The following is a 17,406-nucleotide window of genomic DNA, read 5'->3' as shown; positions in this document are numbered from 1 at the left end:
TTAGGCCCGTTAAAGAAGATAGCTTGTAGAGCCACTTTTTTAATTTTCACTTAACGACCTATTTTTTGTGTTATTAGTACGTGCCTTAGTAATATGCCTCAACGTACTCATTAAGGCACTAAGATGGTTGTTTGTTGTTCAATTAACAACGTAAAGCTGCCTTATTAGAGTTAACCGTTTGACACTACTGTTAATTAGGGTTTCACTTAAGTAAAGAAACGAAAAATAGAACAGACATGTCTGTAGACACTAATTTATATGCGTTAGATGTAGATGCGCTTTCACCTACCATCAATCGCCGAGCGATTAACAGTGCTTTAAAAGATGATGAAGCGCTAAATGCGACCTTTATTGGGCAAGAGCGTGCGCGCGAAGCACTCACATTCGGGTTAGGCATTAGCACCAGAGGTTACAACCTTTACGTGATGGGTGAACCTGCCACAGGCCGTTTTACGCTGGTAAAAGATTACATTGAACGCCAAGTTGCACAGCTTCCCGCACCCGACGATTGGTGTTATATCAATAATTTCGACGATGAACGCCAACCCGTAGCGCTAAAATTTCCGCCAAGTGGCGGCAAGGCATTTCAAAAAGATATGGCTGCACTTATCGATGATGTCTTGGACTCACTGCCTATCGCATTTGATAACCCTGGTTATCAGCGCCGCCGTGCCTCTATCTCTAGAGAGTTTGAGCAAAAGTACGATGCTGCTATTGATGCTGTAGAGCGTTATGCTCAAGCCAACGACGTTGCGCTTTATGAAGAGGGTGGTTCAATTACCTTTTCACCCATTATTAACGGCAAGCCTATCAGAGATACTGATTTTGCATCGCTCACTGACGATCAGCGAGAGGGCTTTTACACGCTAATTGACGATTTAGAAAACAGACTGAGTGAAAGTTTGTTGAGTTTACCTACGTGGAAACGCGAAAACTCAGAACGTCTGCGTGAGCTTGACAAAAAGACCGCAGAGCACGTAATTAAGCCGCTTATTAAGGTGTTTGAACACAAATACGCCTCTGAGCTTGGGGTAATGAAATACCTCAAACAGCTTAAAAACGCTTTGGTTAGTGCTATTTTGGTTATACACGGCGAAGAACAAAAAGAAGAGAAGAGTGACGACTTTGATAAAAAAGTATTTTTAGAAGAGCAGTTTCTTCCCAATGTATTGGTTTCGAATAAATTAGACGATGCGGCACCTGTTATATACGAGCCAAACCCTACCTACCAGAACTTATTCGGTAAAATAGAGTACACAAATATCCACGGCAGTGTATTTACCAATTACCGAATGATACAGCCTGGTGCACTGCACCGCGCAAATGGTGGCTATCTTTTGTTGGATGTCGACCAAGTCATTGAACAGCCTTTTGTGTGGGATACCCTGAAACTTGCCATTAAGTCCCAGCGCTTGCGCATGGACTTACCCCAGCAAGACGTGGGAATGGTTAACAACATCACGCTTAATCCTCAGCCTATCGATTTAAACGTAAAAATTGTTTTGCTTGGTTCTCGCGACCTTTACTACACGCTACAAGATTACGATGACGAGTTTGACGAATTGTTCCGAGTGCTCGTAGATTTTGACTTGGAAATACCTGTTACGCGGCAGGCACTTTTCGATTTTGTGGGCAAAGTACGTGCCCATCTCATTCACCTGGGGCTTAAAGGTATAACGGCTAATGCCATGTGCAGGCTAGTAGAGTATTCGCTACGAATGGCCGAGCACAAAGAGAAGCTTTCTGCGCATTTTGCCGAAGTCATTGAGCTGGTTAATGAAGCTTATTATTTCTGTCAAAAATCGAATGCCGACACCCTAGAGCTTGATCATTTGAAGACGGCGTTAAGTGCGAAAAAGCGCCGTACCGGCCGCGTTAGTCAAACGCTACTAAACGATATTAAAGAAGGGCATGTACTTATTGCCACTGAAGGTAAAGCGGTAGGTAAGGTAAACGGGCTTACGGTTTTGGATATCGGTGACACGGCGTTTGGTACACCTGCGCGCATTACATCTACCGTGTTTGCTGGGGCAAGTGGTGTAGTTGATATCGAGCGTGAAGTAGAGCTTGGACAGCCTATTCACTCTAAGGGCGTTATGTTGCTCAACGGTTATTTAGGCAACAAGTATGCGCAACATTTCCCTTTAACGCTTTCCGCGAATATCGCCCTCGAGCAATCTTATGGGCATATTGATGGCGACAGTGCCTCTCTTGGTGAACTGGTTGCACTTATTTCTGCGCTTACTGAAATCCCATGCTTACAAACTTTGGCCATCACAGGTTCGATTAACCAGTATGGCGAAGTGCAAGCGGTTGGCGGTGTTAATGAAAAGATAGAAGGCTTTTTCGACTTGTGTCAGCACCGCGGTTTAACTGGTACACAGGGCGTAATTATTCCTAAATCGAATGCGATTAATCTGGTGTTAGATGCCACCGTTATCGATGCAGTGAAAAAAGGGCTGTTCCATATTTACACTGTTGAAACCGTAGACGACGCGCTTACTATTTTGATGGAACAGGAAGCGGGTAAAATTAGCAGTAAAGGCCGCTATCCCAAAAATTCTATAAACTACCACGCAGTGAATCGTCTATACAACATTGCGCTTATTGTAAACGGTGGAGATGGAGAGTAGACAAAAAGCTAATCTTTTTCGTGAAATAATAATGGCAATTTGGTGTAAAATATAAGTAATAAAAAATATATTAGGCAACATTGGCATTCATAACATTATTATCTTCATAAATCATAGAGATAGTCGTGCTGCCGTTTAAAAAAATAAGAAGGTAAACCATGAAACCGAATTGCAGTGTAGTAGCGAGGAATAACGTCACCATCCATGGTTCAGGAAGTACCGTAATAATGTTAGCTCACGGTTTCGGCTGTGATCAGCAGATGTGGTGCCACCTATTACCCTACCTTGTAGAAAAGTACAAAGTAGTGTTATTTGACTATGTAGGATGCGGCGCTTCTGATTATTCAGCCTACGATACTAATCGCTATGCGACACTCGATGGATACGCTCAGGACGTCCTAGATATTTGCGAGGCGTTAAACCTTAAGGATGTAATCTTCGTCGGGCACTCGGTTAGCAGTATGATTGGCATGCGCGCGGCTATCCAATCACCTCACATTTTTTCTAAGCTTGTCATGGTATGTCCGTCTCCCTGCTTTCTAAATTTCCCCCCTGACTACATGGGAGGCTTCGACAAAGCAGATTTAGAAGAACTATTAAACCTTATGGACAAGAACTATGTGGGGTGGGCAAATTATTTAGCGCCTTTGGTCATGGGGCAAGACAATAGCGCAGACTTAATTCAAGAACTTGAAACAAGCTTCTGCTCTACGGACCCTAAGTTCGCCAAGCCGTTTGCCAAAACCACGTTTTTTTCTGACGACAGAGCCCAGCTTGCTAAACTCACGCTTCCTACACTTATTTTACAAAGTAAGCACGATAGTTTAGCGTCAATAAATGTGGGGGAATACATGTATAACGTTATTCCGGAAGCTAAAATGCATGTTGTTGACGCCCATGGACATTGTTTACACATGACTCACCCGGCTACTGTGTTTACCTTATTCGAGGATTTCGCAGCTTGAAAGAAGCAGTAGAGGAAGACTTCCCCTGTTTGTTACTTAAATCGGATTTAGAAACGACAGAAATAAAATGGTTTAATCCCTATGCCAAGTGGTTTCTTGGGGTAGAGAGGTCTTCTGAGAAGAAAATAATCGATATCGTCTCTAAGGCAAGTTCGATATTTTACGAAAGTTATATAAAACCTATACTCCTTGCAAATGGTGAATATTTAGAAGTTCAAATCACCTTGTTATCGGGCTCGGGCCAAAGAGTGCCCGCTGTGGCCAATATCACGGTTTCAGGTCACATACTGTACTGGGCGATATACGTTGCAAAAGAACGAGATAAGCTTTATCAGGAGTTGATAGAAGCAAAAGATCAACTTGAAAAGAAGACCGAAGAGCTTACGGCTGTAAGCCGTCGAGATACATTGACGCCTTTACTTAATCGTCGCGCGGCAAATGACGATGTGCTAAAAATGATATCTCAATCGCGTCGCGCCTTTGTCCCCCTATCTTTTCTGCTTTTGGACATCGACTTTTTTAAAAAGATTAACGACGCCTTTGGGCATGAAGAAGGCGATAGAATACTTATAAAGTTATCACACGTGTTGCTGGAGCAAGTGCGCGAGACAGATGTTGTGGCGAGATGGGGCGGCGAAGAGTTTTTAATGGTGCTTTTTAACACAGATATAAAAGACATAAAGCTCTTTAGCGAACGGCTGCACAATGCCATACGCGAAATTAGTTTACCCAGCGGTAAGCCTTTAACGGCAAGTATTGGTGGTACTGTGTTAGAAAAAGGTGACCTTGCTCAACCAAATCTGATTGCCCAGCAATTGCTAAAAGCGGATAAGGCACTTTATGAAGCAAAAGCCAATAAAAGAGCCCATACTCGAATTTATGATAGTGTTCACGGGATTGTTAAGATTTAAATAATGCCAATTATCACTAGGTATTGATTGGCGTTATTGGCATTAACTACCCTAGGCGTTTAATATTCAACGAGGCGTTGTCGGTTGCCTCGTTGACTAACTTTCTTTGGCTATTTAGGCGGCATGCGCAGCCCGCCATCTAAGCGGATTGTCTCACCATTTAGATAGCTGTTGTTTGCCATATGAATAACTAATTTCGCAAATTCTTCAGGTAGGCCAAGGCGCTTAGGAAACTGCACGTTGGCAGAAAGGGCATCCTGCACTTTTTCAGGCATAGCAAGCAGCATTGGCGTACCCATTACCCCCGGCGCGATAGTGTTAACTCGAATGCCCAGTGGTGCTAAATCTCGAGCCATTGGCAGGGTAAGACCAATAATACCGCCTTTACTTGCTGCATAGGCTGTTTGGCCTATTTGACCTTCGTAACCCGCTACTGAAGCAGTATTAACAATAAGGCCCCGTTCGCCTTCATCGTTAATAGGTGCTTGTTTTGCCATGGCCGCAGCCACCAAGCGAGATACATTAAAGCTGCCAACTAAATTGATATCGATAGTTTTTTGGAAATCACCAAGTGGTGCAGGGTTGCCTTCTTTATCAAGTAAGCGCTTTGCGGGAGCAATACCTGCGCAGTTGACCACTAAAGAGATAGCGCCGAATTTGTGCGTTGTAGCGTCAATAGCGTCTTGAACAGAAGCTTCATCGCGCACATCCACTTTGGTGAAAAGGGTATTGTCACTACCTAGTTCTTCAACGCGTGTTGCGCCAAGTTCCTCGTTTAAATCGAAAAGGCTTACGTTGGCACCTGCTTCACGAAGCGCAATAGCAGTAGCGTGACCAAGACCTGAACAACCGCCTGTGACTATAGCAGTGAGATTTTTTAGCGTCATAGATTTCCTTTAAACCCGTTTTATCACTATTATTAATGTGATGTTAACGAGAAGTAAGAAGAAAAACTACGGTGCCGAGAAGATCGGCACCATTAAAACGCTTATTTTGGCAACTGAATTTTACAGTCTTCGCTTTGACGGTAGATAATAAGTGTGTGACCAATTACCTGAAGCTTTACAGCGTTGGTTTCACGAACAATGGCGTCCATGATAAGCGCTTTTTCTTCACGGTCATCGGTAGGCACCTTAACTTTAATTAATTCGTGGTGGTTAAGAGCGTTGTCAATTTCTGCAACCACCCCTTCGGTTAGGCCGTTGCCGCCTAGCTGCACAACAGGTTTTAGCGGGTGTGCAAGGCCTTTTAGAAATTGTTTCTGTTTATTTGAAAGTTTCATGTATTAATATTTCTTACAATTAATCTGTTAGTTTAAGCTTGAAATAACGTATTCTAACGCCATCTTCTCTACAATCCTAATTACATTGTGATGGAATGACAAAAAAGAAACACTCCGCCAGCAGTAAGCGCTGGCTTCAAGAACACGTTAACGACCATTATGTGCAAAAAGCAAATAAGGAAGGTTGGCGATCGCGAGCTATCTACAAACTGGAAGAAATCCAGAAAAAAGATAAGCTTATAAAGCCCGGAATGACACTTGTAGACCTTGGGGCTGCGCCTGGTGGCTGGTCACAGCTAGCCGCACAGCTCGTTGGTGAAAATGGTCAAGTTATCGCGTGCGATATTTTGCCTATGGATCCCATTGTAGGCGTCGACTTTTTACAAGGTGATTTTCGAGAAGATGCAGTTCTCGACGCACTATTGAACAGAATTGGCGGGAACACCGTAGATATAGTGTTGTCTGATATGGCACCGAACCTTGCAGGTAATGCTTCGGTTGACCAATCTCGCTCTATGTATCTTTGTGAACTAGCGCTGGATATGTGTCACCAAGTATTAAAGCCCGGTGGTTCATTTGTTATTAAGGTGTTCCAAGGTGAAGGCTTTGTAGAGTTTATGAACGCACTCAAACAATCTTTCACCACCATTAAGACGCGTAAGCCTGACTCGTCCAGATCACGTTCTCGTGAGGTGTATTTGGTGGCTTGTGGCTATAAAGTGTAGTACGCTTTGGGTTAAGCGGTTTTCGTTGCGAGTTGTGTCGCTTATTCAATAATCAACTTGTTGAATATGCAAGCAATTCGGGTTTATAGAGGTTAGTAGCATTGAGCGATATGGCAAAAAATTTAATCTTATGGTTAGTCATCGCCGTTGTTTTAATGTCGGTTTTTCAGAGCTTTTCACCGAGTGAATCGTCTCGTTCACAAACCGACTACACAACGTTTTTGAGAGAAGCAGAACAGGGAAATATTCGTGAAGTTCGCATTAATAATGATGGCGAAATTCGCGGTACAAAGCGTTCAGGCGAAACTTTCCAAACTTTCGTACCTTACTTCGATGACAAGTTAGTATCTGACTTGGTTAAAAACGACGTAAGAGTTTACGGTGAACCACCAGAAGAGCAGTCTCTTTTGACGTCTATCTTTATTTCATGGTTCCCCATGTTGTTGCTTATTGGTGTGTGGATATTCTTCATGCGTCAAATGCAAGGTGGCGGTGGTCGTGGCGCTATGTCGTTCGGTAAGAGTAAAGCGCGCTTGCTTGGTGAAGACCAAATTAAGACGACATTTGCTGACGTGGCTGGTTGTGATGAAGCAAAAGAAGATGTCTCTGAGCTGGTTGATTTCCTACGCGACCCATCTAAGTTCCAAAAGCTTGGCGGTAAAATTCCGAAAGGCGTTTTGATGGTAGGTCCTCCTGGTACAGGTAAGACGTTACTTGCTAAAGCAATTGCTGGTGAAGCAAAAGTACCATTTTTCACTATCTCAGGTTCTGACTTCGTTGAAATGTTCGTGGGTGTTGGTGCATCTCGTGTGCGCGATATGTTTGAACAAGCTAAAAAAGCAGCGCCATGCATTATCTTCATTGATGAGATTGATGCCGTAGGTCGACAACGTGGCGCAGGCTTAGGCGGTGGTCACGATGAGCGTGAGCAGACGTTAAACCAAATGCTAGTTGAAATGGATGGTTTTGAAGGTCACGAGGGTATTATCGTCATTGCGGCAACTAACCGTCCTGACGTACTTGACCCTGCGTTGCTTCGTCCTGGTCGTTTTGACCGTCAAGTGGTTGTAGGTTTACCAGACATCCGCGGTCGTGAGCAGATTCTTAAAGTACATGTGCGTAAAGTACCGGTGGCCGACAATGTTGACCCGTCGGTAATTGCCCGCGGTACGCCAGGCTTTTCAGGTGCCGACTTGGCAAACCTAGTAAACGAAGCTGCATTGTTCGCTGCACGCGGTAACAAGCGCCTTGTTTCTATGGAAGAGTTTGAGAAAGCGAAAGACAAAATCATGATGGGCTCTGAACGTAAGTCTATGGTGATGTCTGAGCCTGAAAAAGAGATGACAGCGTACCACGAAGCGGGTCACGCCATCGTTGGTCGCTTAGTGCCAGAGCACGACCCGGTTTATAAGGTGTCAATCATTCCGCGCGGTCGCGCGCTGGGTGTGACTATGTACTTGCCTGAGCAAGACCGTGTAAGTCATTCTAAACAGCACTTAGAAAGCATGATTTCTAGCCTGTTCGGTGGTCGTATTGCTGAAGCCATCATTTACGGCGACGACAAAGTAACCACAGGTGCGTCGAACGATATCGAGCGCGCAACTGAAATTGCACGTAAGATGGTTACCCAGTGGGGCTTGTCGAGCAAAATGGGCCCAATGCTATACGCTGAAGACGAAGGCGAAGTGTTCCTAGGCAAGTCTATGTCTAAGGCTACTAATATGTCTGACGACACGGCGCGTGCGATTGATGCGGAAATTAAGTCATTAATCGACCGTAACTACGAACGTGCTCAGAAGATCCTTGAAGACAACATTGATATCTTACATTCAATGAAAGACGCACTTATGAAGTACGAAACCATTGATGCTAAGCAAATTGATGACCTAATGAATCGAACTGATGTTCGTCCTCCTGCGGATTGGGATGACAGTAAACCATCGGGTGGCGACAAGCCAAGTGGCGGAGCGCCGGTTCGCGAAGGTGAAATCAAGAATGACGGTGTTGATAAGCCTTCAGTGGGAAAGCCGGGTGACATTCCTAGCTAAGCGCAAACGTTAATATAAAAAAACGCCAGTTCTACTGGCGTTTTTTATTAGAGCGTACTGATTTTCATCGGCCACATATTTCACACTCACGTATTATAATTCGCAGGTGCCAACTCTGCGATGTGCCGCTTAAAATCAGTTCGCTTTTCAATTCCATTTTATAAAAACGATAACGCAGGTAAATCATGCAGTTTGGAAATCATTTTACTGGTTTATCACAGCCACAGGTGATGGGTATTTTAAACGTCACGCCTGACTCTTTTTCTGACGGCGGTAAGCACGCTGATGTAAAACAAGCCTTGGATCACGCGCTTCGCATGATTGATGAAGGGGCTAGGTTTATCGACATTGGCGGCGAGTCTACACGTCCCGGTGCGCCCGAGGTTTCGCTGCAAGAAGAGCTAGACAGAACCATTCCGGTAATAGAGGCGGTCGCAAAAAATGCACAGTGCGTAATCTCTATCGACACCAGTAAAGCTGAGGTTATGCGCGAGGCGGTAAAAGCAGGCGCAGGACTCATCAACGACGTTCGTGCGTTACAAGAGCCCGGCGCATTAATCGCGGCAAGCGAAACGGGTGTTCCTGTATGTTTAATGCACATGCAAGGACAGCCTCGCACTATGCAAAATCATCCAACTTATCAAGACGTGGTAGAAGACGTCACTCAGTTTTTGCTTGAACGGGCAGAGGTGTGTGAGAAAGCGGGTATCGCTAAAGAGCATATTTTGTTTGACCCTGGATATGGGTTTGGTAAATCGTTAGAGCACAATTATGCATTGGTTAAGCATTTACCTAAGTTGATGGACCTCGGTTATCCAGTGCTTGTTGGTATGTCTAGAAAGTCAATGATTGGTAATTTGCTTAATAGAAAAGTGGATGAGCGCTTGGCGGGAAGCATAAGCCTCGCTACAATTGTTGCCCAAATGGGCGCACAGATTATTCGGGTACACGACGTAAAAGAAACTGCAGATGCAGTTAATATCGTGAACATGCTGAATAAAATCGAATAAGGAATAATAATGACGCAGCGCAAATATTTCGGTACCGACGGCATTCGCGGCAAGGTTGGTGAAAGTAATATCAACCCAGAGTTTGTAACAAAGCTTGGATGGGCGGCCGGTAAGGTATTAGCTGGACGTGGTACGAATAAGGTTCTTATAGGCAAAGACACCCGCATTTCAGGCTATATGCTTGAATCTTCATTAGAAGCAGGGCTGTCTGCCGCAGGTATTAATATTGGCCTTTTAGGGCCAATGCCAACGCCAGCCATTGCGTACTTAACAAAAACATTTCGCTCTGAAGCGGGCATTGTTATCAGCGCATCGCATAACCCTTTTTATGATAATGGTATTAAGTTTTTCTCTGCCCAAGGGTTTAAACTTGATGATGATATCGAACTTGCCATTGAAGCTATGCTTGAGCAACCGATGACCTGTGTGGCGTCTGATAAGCTAGGTAAGGCTACGCGAATTAATGATGCTGCTGGTCGTTATATTGAATTTTGTAAAGGCACATTTCCCTCTGAACTTTCACTGACAGGTTTAAAAATCGTCGTTGACTGCGCACATGGGGCTACCTATCACATTGCACCTAATGTATTACGAGAGCTGGGCGCTACGGTTATTGAACTTGGCACAACACCCGATGGTTTAAACATCAACGACGGTGTTGGTGCAACGTCGATGAAAGCGATTGTTGAAAAGGTAAAAGAGAGCGGTGCTGACCTAGGTTTTGCTTTAGACGGTGATGGCGATCGCATTATGATGGTAGACCACCTTGGTAACGTTTTAGACGGAGACCAAATTGTCTACATTATTGCACGAGACGCACTTAAAAATGGTAAAATGCAAGGCGGCGTTGTGGGTACGCTTATGAGCAACCTAGGCCTTGAAAACGCGCTATCTAAATTAGGCGTGCCTTTTGCCAGAAGTAATGTTGGCGACCGTTACGTTATGGAACTTTTACAGCAAAAAGGTTGGTCTATTGGGGGCGAAAATTCAGGCCATGTCCTTAATCTGAATATGAGTTCTACGGGTGACGGTATCGTGGCTGGATTGCAAGTTTTAGCAGCAATGCTTCGCTCGCATATGGACTTGCACGATTTAGCGAGCGGTTTCGACATGTACCCTCAAACGCTAGTCAACGTGCGTTACAAAAATCAAGACCTAGACTACCTCGCTCATGCTGATGTACAAAATGCTAAACAAGAAGCCGAATTAGCACTGGGTAAAACGGGTAGGGTATTACTACGTAAAAGTGGTACTGAACCCCTCATTCGTGTGATGGTGGAATCAAATGATGAAGCCCAATCTCACAAATGGGCAGAGCATATTGCTGAAACTGTTCGTAATCTCGCCAATTAGTTGGCGTAGCTGGAAATTTTGCTTTTTGTGCTTGTATATTCTTAATTAAATAGTTAATATCACGCCCGCTTTAAAGACAGGGCTAAGGTCTGCGTTGTGAGTGAAAATCTAAGAAAGCCATTCGTGGCTGGTAATTGGAAAATGAACGGAAATTTGGCACTTGTGGCTGAATTTAATCAAAAGTTAGCGGATGTAAACGCGAGTGCGGAGGTAGTGGTTTGTGCTCCTTCTTTGTTCTTACACGCATTTGATAAAGATTCGTTTTCAGTGGGTACTCAAAACGTTAGTCATTTAGATAACGGTGCTCATACCGGTGAACTTTCGGTTGATATGCTCAAAGAAGCGGGTTGTAAATACGCTATAGTAGGGCACTCTGAACGACGAGAAGATCAAGGCGAGTCGAGCGAGCTTGTCGCATTAAAAGCTAAAAAATGCGTGGCTGCAGGTGTTACCCCCATTATTTGTGTGGGTGAGTCTCTTGAAATAAGAGAAGCTGACAACGTAGAGTCGTTTGTCGGTGAACAGCTTGACGCTCTTATTAATGCAATGTCTGTGGATGAGCTATGCAAAACAGTTATAGCTTACGAGCCAATTTGGGCAATAGGCACGGGTAAGACTGCCAGCCCAGAACAAGCGCAAGAAGTACACGAATTTATACGCGGTTACTTTTCTAAAGTAGATTCGCAACTGGCCCAAGGCCTTCGTATTGTATACGGTGGTAGTGTGAAGCCAGATAATGCTAAAACCCTATTTGCACAAAATGATGTAGATGGTGGGTTAATTGGCGGAGCCAGCTTAAAAGCTGAAGATTTTATTTCAATTTGCCAAGCGGCAAACTGACGAGGTATTTATGATTTACGAAGTGCTATTAGTAGCATACCTAATTGTGGCGCTTTTGCTTATTGGATTTGTTTTAATCCAGCAAGGTAAGGGTGCAGATATGGGCGCTTCATTTGGCTCAGGCGGTTCAAACACAGTGTTTGGCTCATCGGGTTCTGGAAACTTCATGACGCGCACAACGGCAATTTTAGCGGGTCTTTTCTTTTTTATCAGCCTATCACTAGGCGCTATGACGGCTAACCGTGAAAGTGCTGAGGACGAGTGGGACAATCTAGAAATACCAGCGGCTGTTGAGCAGCAAGTAGAACGACCTGCAGACCAAGACGTACCTGTTATCGAAGGCGCAGCACCAGCACAGAGCGACGTTCCTGTTGTTGATGGTGCAGCGCAAGGTGACGTACCAGCGGTTGAAGGTGACGCGACAGACGTGCCGGTGTCTGACGATACTGAAAGTTCAAACTAAAGTAAATTTGCGGAAGTGGTGGAATTGGTAGACACGCCATCTTGAGGGGGTGGTGAGCATAGCTCGTGCGGGTTCAAGTCCCGCTTTCCGCACCAACTTTGAAGAAAGGCCAGCATGCATGCTGGCCTTTTTTTCTTTAAATGTCCCGTCCTGAAATACGTTGACATAAAGAGGACTTCTTTATGACGACATCAAATATTACCAAGGCTAAGCCCAGCGCTCTTAATTGTAACAAAGCGTTAAATTCCAAAATTAACAGGATGTTATGCCTGTTACTATCTTTGTTATTCAGCTATTCTTCTGTAACTAGCCGTTCTGGCATTCCACAAAATTGAAATATTCACACGACGGGGCACTGTAGTGCAAAAGACACTTAGTCAGAGTTTATTCCAAACCTTATTTATAGGAGTTGTAATAGCATCACTTCTGATAATTGGCGCTGTCTGGCGCTCTGCTAATACACTTGTGGTTAAAAATATCGAACACGATATCCAGTTAGCAGAAAAGGTCTTTGATAAAGTTGTTTCTGACAGGCAAACCGTAATTAAAAGTGTGTCAAAAGTGCTTTCTCGTTCATTTGATTTCAGACGGGCCGTGGGAACAGGTAGCATTCCCTCAATTGAAGTCGCCTTCACCAGTTATGCAGGTAGGCTAAATACCGACATTATTGCACTAGTCAGTTTAGACCATCAGGTTGTTGCTTCACACACCGAGCTTTTCAAAGAAGGGCAAAATGTTCAAAGTAGCTTAGCCTTAGTTGCCAAGGGTAAAGATAGCGGTTTTTTTGTCGTAGATAATAAATTAGTTCAGCTTAATCTCATTCGTGTAGAAATCCCTACACTTAGATACTACATGCTTATCGGTGTTGAATTCGACAGTGTATTGCTACAAGAACTGAAAGAACTCGTCGATGCAGAAATCATAATATCGCAGCTCGATTCAAATCGTATACTTAAAACCACATTAAAGGAACACGAGGCTAAGCGAGTCCTTGCATCACAACGAGATCCTTCTTGGGTCGATGTAACGTTCAAAAATCAACTGACTTACGTAACGCGCCAAGTCTATTTAGGAAGCGAAGAAACCTTACCAGTTAAGATTACTTTAGCCGTTGATACCACTTCCTCTTTTGAGGCCTTTACCGGCGTGCAGCTCACTATCTTCGCCTTCTCTATTTTAGCGATATTGATTGCACTTGGTTTGTCACTATTGCTTGCACGAAGCGTGAGTCAGCCGGTATCTACATTAGTAAAAGCGGTTAATAAGGTGGCCTCGGGTAAATATGGTGCCACACTAAAAACCCCCTCAAAGCTTAAAGAAATTACCGAACTCGCCAATGCAGTAGACAGCATGCAGGCCAGTATTAAGAGCCGAGAAAAGCACATTCGCTATCAGGCTGAACACGATGTATTAACAGGGCTTTTTAACCGTAACTATGTGGAAGGCTATTTTGAGTCTGAGTTAGGAAGTGGGCACTCTGTTCAGGTTGTGGCAATCACGGTTATTGGTTTTAGAACCATTAACGATCTTTATGGCTATTCTAATGGTGATAACACATTAAAAGCCCTTGCTGAAAGGTTACAGCGTTGGCCCGGTACTTCAGCCCGTCTAGCTGGCGGAGAAATTCTTTACATTACACACGACGCACTCAATGATGATCAGCTTGAAACCCTCAAGCACATTTTAGAGCAGCCGGTAGAAAGTAATTTAATCGCTATTCCGGTAAAGGTAGCTATGGCTGTAATTGATTGCCCTAAAGATGCCTCGTCTTCTGAAGAATTGTTTAGAAAAATGAATATCGTGACAGACGAAGCGATACACAGCGACAGTTGGTGTGTTCGTTACAAAGCCGATCTGGAAGATAAATACACCAGAAGGCTGTCTATTACTACTGAGTTAAAGCGCGCGTTAATCAGTCAGCAAAATGAATTATCTATGGTTTATCAGCCTAAAATTGATTTACAAACCATGAAAGTATGTAGTATGGAAGCGCTCATTCGTTGGAACAACAGCGTACTTGGGTTTGTTCCTCCCGATGAGTTTATTACCATTGCTGAACAAGCAGGTTTGATAGAGCAGGTTACATCATGGGTGATGAAGCAAACCATTTCTGACTTGGCTTACTTCAGAGAAAAGGGCTATGGCTTTACAGTAGCCATGAATTTATCTACCCAGGATATTCAAAATAAGGTGCTGTTAACTAAACTTGTCTCGCTACTTACCGAAGAGGGCTTGTCACCTGAAGCCCTTGAGCTTGAGATAACCGAAAGCGATCTGGTGGCAGACGCATCACTTGCGATTGAGAACTTAAACGAGTTAACCGCCCGTGGTTTTCATTTTGCCATCGATGACTTTGGTACGGGTTACTCTTCACTGGCTTATTTGAAAAACTTGCCAGTAAAAACCATTAAAATAGACAAGAGTTTTATACTGTCGCTTGCCAGTGATGAAAACGACCAGCAAATTGTCCGCACGGTTCTTAGCTTAGCTAATGTCTTTAACTTGAAAGTAGTTGCCGAAGGTGTAGAAGATGCCGCATCGTTAGACATTCTTAAAGAATGGGGATGTGACATAGTACAAGGCTACTACATCAGCCGCCCATTGAGTTGCGCTGACTTAGAAAGTTGGCTTCAAAATACGCCTTTCGGAGAATAGCTATTTTATTAATTAAATTTTATTGTTCTAAACGAAGACTCAATATTTATTGTCGTTAAAAGAAGCGACATGGCATTGTAAATGCAACAAACAATAATGAAGCGTGTATAACGCTCTGCGGGCTCATTCTTCTCTAAACTGTGAGTATTTTGCCCATTGAGTTGTGAAATTAATTCAAAAACAAGGAATTTATTATGGACATCATTCGTATACTACTATCGATTTTACTACCACCGCTGGGCGTGTTTCTTCAAGTTGGGCTAGGCGCTCATTTCTGGATTAATATTCTGCTAACCATCCTAGGCTACTTTCCAGGGGTTATCCACGCCATTTACATTATCGCTAAAAAGTAGCGCTTACTGGCGTAAGAAGAGGGGCGTTAATCTCGCGCCTTTTCTATCAAACGTGGTACAAAGTGAAAAATTAAAAAAGCCAGCTATAAAAGCTGGCTTTTGTTTTTGGTTGCCGTAAAACGATAGCCTCACTTTAGATAGTGAGGCTATCTAGTACTAGGCTGTAACTTTTTCTTCGTCTAGCTCTTTTTTCATTTCTTCGCGATAGGCGTTAGCAAGCTTGGTTTTCTGACTATCGTTTAGTACATTCCCCGCCACTTGAAAGAACTCTTGTTCCTCATCCGCGAGGTGATGTTCAACTTTTTCTTGTAACGTTTTTAAATGACGTAGCCAAGCGGGCGAGCTCATATCAGTTTCGTCGAGTTTACCTAGCAGTTCATCAATTTCATGATGTTCTGCAATGCCATGACGAGTTAAGTCGACAGTGGCATCCTTTTCTAGCAGATGGGTATAAAAATGTCGCTCTTCAGCGATAGCATGACTCTCTAGCTGAGTTTTAAGTGCTTCATAGTACTCGCGACGTGCCGCAGTGTTGCCGCTTGTTTCGGCGAGAATCTTAAGCAGCAAACGTTGCTTTTCATGGTCTTGGCGCAGTGCTTCAAATATTTTCATGGAAGATCCCTCAAATGGTTAAATACTTACTAACCAATGCGATTTTTGTTCCATGCTTTCCGCTATTCTTTGTAATTGATTTAAAACGCTTTTTAATTTTAATGCTGTTGAATAATGCCTAGGCATTAAACAACAGCGCAAGATTTACATAGCGCGTTACCAATATATTCTCAACGGTTTATATTCCGAACCATTTGTTCATAGCGAGACTTAAACACCTTGCGCTAGCATGGCATCGGCGAGCCGCCTGAAAGCCGCAATATTCGCCCCCTTCATATAATCGACATAGCCATCTTCACGCTTACCTTCGATTACACAGCGTTCGTGAATACTGTTCATAATCGAGCAAAGCTGTTCGTCTAACGCGCTGGCGTCACGCTGATTGAACATAGCATTTTGACCCATTTCTAAGCCTGAAAGTGCAACGCCTCCAGCATTAGATGCCTTGCCCGGTACGTAGGTTATTTTGGCGTCAAAAAACTGTTTTTGCGCGTCGGTAGTGCAAGGCATATTGGCACCTTCTAATACCATTTTACATCCGTTGTTAAGCAGTGCGTTGGCATCTTCTTCTTGCAGTTCGTTTTGCGTGGCACAGGGGAGCGCTATGTCGCATTTAAGGTGCCAAGGTTTTTTATCCGCTACCCACGCCCCCATATTTTGTTCAGCCATGTCATAGAGTATGTTTTCACTTGAAGCATGATTTTCAATTGCCCACCTCAGGTTTTTATCACTTAATCCGCTCTCACTATGTAAAAGCCCTCGGCTGTTAGATAGTGAAATTACCTTAGCGCCTTTTTCAACGGCTTTTAAGGCGGCATGAAGGGCGACATTTCCGGCTCCAGATACTGTCACTGTTTTGCCCTTAAGGTCGGTCTTTTTATACTGGCACACCGCATTTAAAAACGTAGATGAGGCCAAAACCTGTTGCTTCGGTTCGAACATAGCTACCACCAAACTCTAAGCCTTTGCCGGTGAGTACGCCTTCAAACTTATTATTTAACCTGCGGTATTCACCATATAAATACCCGATTTCTCTTGCCCCCACATTAATGTCGCCTGCGGGTACATCGGTATTTGCGCCTATATGTCGTTGCAACTCACGCATAAATGCTTGGCAAAACAACATGATGTCACGATCTGAACGCCCCTTAGGGTTAAAATCTGAGCCGCCTTTTCCTCCACCCATTGGCAGCCCGGTCAATGCATTTTTAAAGCACTGTTCAAACGCTAGGAATTTAAGCACGGATAAATTTACGGTAGGGTGAAAGCGTAGACCGCCTTTATATGGCCCCATCGCTGAGTTGTGTTGTACACGCCACCCCTGATTTACTTCAATGTTACCTTCGCTATTCATCCACGAGACAGTAAAGTTAATAATTCGCTCCGCAAGGCAGAGGCGTCTAACAATATCAAACGCTTTGTAGTGCGCATTGGCATTGTATATAGGAACAATATCTTGAAGTACTTCGTGAGTGGCTTGAAGGTATTCAGTTTCGCCAGAAAATTTATCGTTAAGAAACGTGGTTATTTCATCCAAATTACTTTGTTCTGCCATG

At 43.8% G+C, this 17,406-nt stretch carries 14 protein-coding genes, 1 tRNA gene and 1 pseudogene; 12 read left to right on the top strand and 4 right to left on the bottom strand.

Annotated features, from left to right (window positions below; genetic code table 11):
* The first annotated feature begins 236 nt into the window (after positions 1-236).
* The 3 genes from ACX5J7_RS05255 (at position 237) to ACX5J7_RS05245 (ending at position 4,509) form a co-directional block, all read left to right on the top strand.
* Positions 237-2,633, top strand: coding sequence for a Lon protease family protein (locus tag ACX5J7_RS05255; RefSeq protein WP_462834923.1), 2,397 nt, complete (start codon positions 237-239; stop codon positions 2,631-2,633).
* Between the two features lie 158 nt (positions 2,634-2,791).
* Positions 2,792-3,598, top strand: a complete 807-nt coding sequence (locus ACX5J7_RS05250) for an alpha/beta fold hydrolase (protein WP_498706336.1) — start codon at positions 2,792-2,794, stop codon at positions 3,596-3,598.
* A complete protein-coding gene (locus ACX5J7_RS05245) occupies positions 3,595-4,509 on the top strand; it encodes a GGDEF domain-containing protein (RefSeq protein ID WP_498706335.1) in 915 nt (304 codons plus the stop codon). The genes ACX5J7_RS05250 and ACX5J7_RS05245 overlap by 4 nt, the downstream gene beginning before the upstream one ends.
* Before the next feature lie 110 nt (positions 4,510-4,619).
* Here ACX5J7_RS05245 and ACX5J7_RS05240 read toward each other — a convergent pair whose 3' ends face one another.
* Positions 4,620-5,396, bottom strand: coding sequence for a 3-hydroxyacyl-CoA dehydrogenase (locus ACX5J7_RS05240; protein WP_023559684.1), 777 nt, complete (start codon positions 5,394-5,396; stop codon positions 4,620-4,622).
* Positions 5,397-5,497: 101 nt separating this feature from the next.
* Entirely contained in the window at positions 5,498-5,791 is a 294-nt protein-coding gene (yhbY, locus tag ACX5J7_RS05235) for a ribosome assembly RNA-binding protein YhbY (protein ID WP_015067133.1), read from the bottom strand.
* Between the two features lie 95 nt (positions 5,792-5,886).
* On the opposite strand from yhbY, the gene rlmE reads away from it, so the two are divergent.
* The 9 genes from rlmE to ACX5J7_RS05190 all read left to right on the top strand — a co-directional run bounded on the left by rlmE (position 5,887) and on the right by ACX5J7_RS05190 (position 15,238).
* Positions 5,887-6,516 carry a 23S rRNA (uridine(2552)-2'-O)-methyltransferase RlmE gene (rlmE, locus tag ACX5J7_RS05230; RefSeq protein ID WP_015067134.1) on the top strand — a complete coding sequence of 210 codons (630 nt, stop codon included), beginning with the start codon at positions 5,887-5,889 and terminating at the stop codon, positions 6,514-6,516.
* 101 nt (positions 6,517-6,617) lie between these two features.
* The gene (gene ftsH, locus ACX5J7_RS05225) at positions 6,618-8,564 is read left to right on the top strand and encodes an ATP-dependent zinc metalloprotease FtsH (protein WP_141152024.1); all 1,947 of its coding nucleotides are present in this window, start codon (positions 6,618-6,620) and stop codon (positions 8,562-8,564) included.
* 185 nt (positions 8,565-8,749) lie between these two features.
* The gene (gene folP / locus ACX5J7_RS05220; RefSeq protein ID WP_278385493.1) at positions 8,750-9,574 is read left to right on the top strand and encodes a dihydropteroate synthase; all 825 of its coding nucleotides are present in this window, start codon (positions 8,750-8,752) and stop codon (positions 9,572-9,574) included.
* Between the two features lie 9 nt (positions 9,575-9,583).
* Entirely contained in the window at positions 9,584-10,927 is a 1,344-nt protein-coding gene (glmM, locus tag ACX5J7_RS05215) for a phosphoglucosamine mutase (RefSeq protein ID WP_287149043.1), read from the top strand.
* Between the two features lie 96 nt (positions 10,928-11,023).
* Positions 11,024-11,767, top strand: coding sequence for a triose-phosphate isomerase (gene tpiA / locus ACX5J7_RS05210; RefSeq protein ID WP_287149042.1), 744 nt, complete (start codon positions 11,024-11,026; stop codon positions 11,765-11,767).
* Positions 11,768-11,777: 10 nt separating this feature from the next.
* Positions 11,778-12,230: a preprotein translocase subunit SecG gene (gene secG, locus ACX5J7_RS05205; protein ID WP_498706331.1), complete on the top strand. Its 453-nt coding sequence runs from the start codon at positions 11,778-11,780 to the stop codon at positions 12,228-12,230.
* 9 nt (positions 12,231-12,239) lie between these two features.
* A tRNA-Leu gene (locus ACX5J7_RS05200) sits at positions 12,240-12,325 on the top strand.
* 265 nt (positions 12,326-12,590) lie between these two features.
* Complete coding sequence (locus ACX5J7_RS05195; RefSeq protein WP_474369604.1) at positions 12,591-14,885, top strand: bifunctional diguanylate cyclase/phosphodiesterase; 2,295 nt, start codon at positions 12,591-12,593, stop codon at positions 14,883-14,885.
* Positions 14,886-15,079: 194 nt separating this feature from the next.
* Positions 15,080-15,238, top strand: coding sequence for a YqaE/Pmp3 family membrane protein (locus ACX5J7_RS05190; RefSeq protein ID WP_015067141.1), 159 nt, complete (start codon positions 15,080-15,082; stop codon positions 15,236-15,238).
* A 156-nt stretch (positions 15,239-15,394) separates the two neighbouring features.
* On the opposite strand, the gene ACX5J7_RS05185 is transcribed toward ACX5J7_RS05190, so the two are convergent.
* Complete coding sequence (locus ACX5J7_RS05185; protein ID WP_015067142.1) at positions 15,395-15,850, bottom strand: hemerythrin domain-containing protein; 456 nt, start codon at positions 15,848-15,850, stop codon at positions 15,395-15,397.
* 210 nt (positions 15,851-16,060) lie between these two features.
* A pseudogene (gdhA, locus tag ACX5J7_RS05180) lies at positions 16,061-17,405 on the bottom strand (NADP-specific glutamate dehydrogenase).
* Position 17,406 lies beyond the last annotated feature (1 nt).

The sequence above is a fragment of the Alteromonas infernus genome, from assembly GCF_902705815.1.
This window is presented reverse-complemented; position numbering and strand designations above follow the sequence as displayed.

Coding starts and splice junctions, on each gene's coding strand:
- ACX5J7_RS05190 (WP_015067141.1), top strand. CDS start 15,080: ATGGACATCATTCGTATACTACTATCGATTTTACTACCACCGCTGGGC.
- rlmE (WP_015067134.1), top strand. CDS start 5,887: ATGACAAAAAAGAAACACTCCGCCAGCAGTAAGCGCTGGCTTCAAGAA.
- ACX5J7_RS05185 (WP_015067142.1), bottom strand. CDS start 15,850: ATGAAAATATTTGAAGCACTGCGCCAAGACCATGAAAAGCAACGTTTG.
- folP (WP_278385493.1), top strand. CDS start 8,750: ATGCAGTTTGGAAATCATTTTACTGGTTTATCACAGCCACAGGTGATG.
- glmM (WP_287149043.1), top strand. CDS start 9,584: ATGACGCAGCGCAAATATTTCGGTACCGACGGCATTCGCGGCAAGGTT.
- ACX5J7_RS05250 (WP_498706336.1), top strand. CDS start 2,792: ATGAAACCGAATTGCAGTGTAGTAGCGAGGAATAACGTCACCATCCAT.
- secG (WP_498706331.1), top strand. CDS start 11,778: ATGATTTACGAAGTGCTATTAGTAGCATACCTAATTGTGGCGCTTTTG.
- yhbY (WP_015067133.1), bottom strand. CDS start 5,791: ATGAAACTTTCAAATAAACAGAAACAATTTCTAAAAGGCCTTGCACAC.
- ACX5J7_RS05240 (WP_023559684.1), bottom strand. CDS start 5,396: ATGACGCTAAAAAATCTCACTGCTATAGTCACAGGCGGTTGTTCAGGT.
- ACX5J7_RS05255 (WP_462834923.1), top strand. CDS start 237: ATGTCTGTAGACACTAATTTATATGCGTTAGATGTAGATGCGCTTTCA.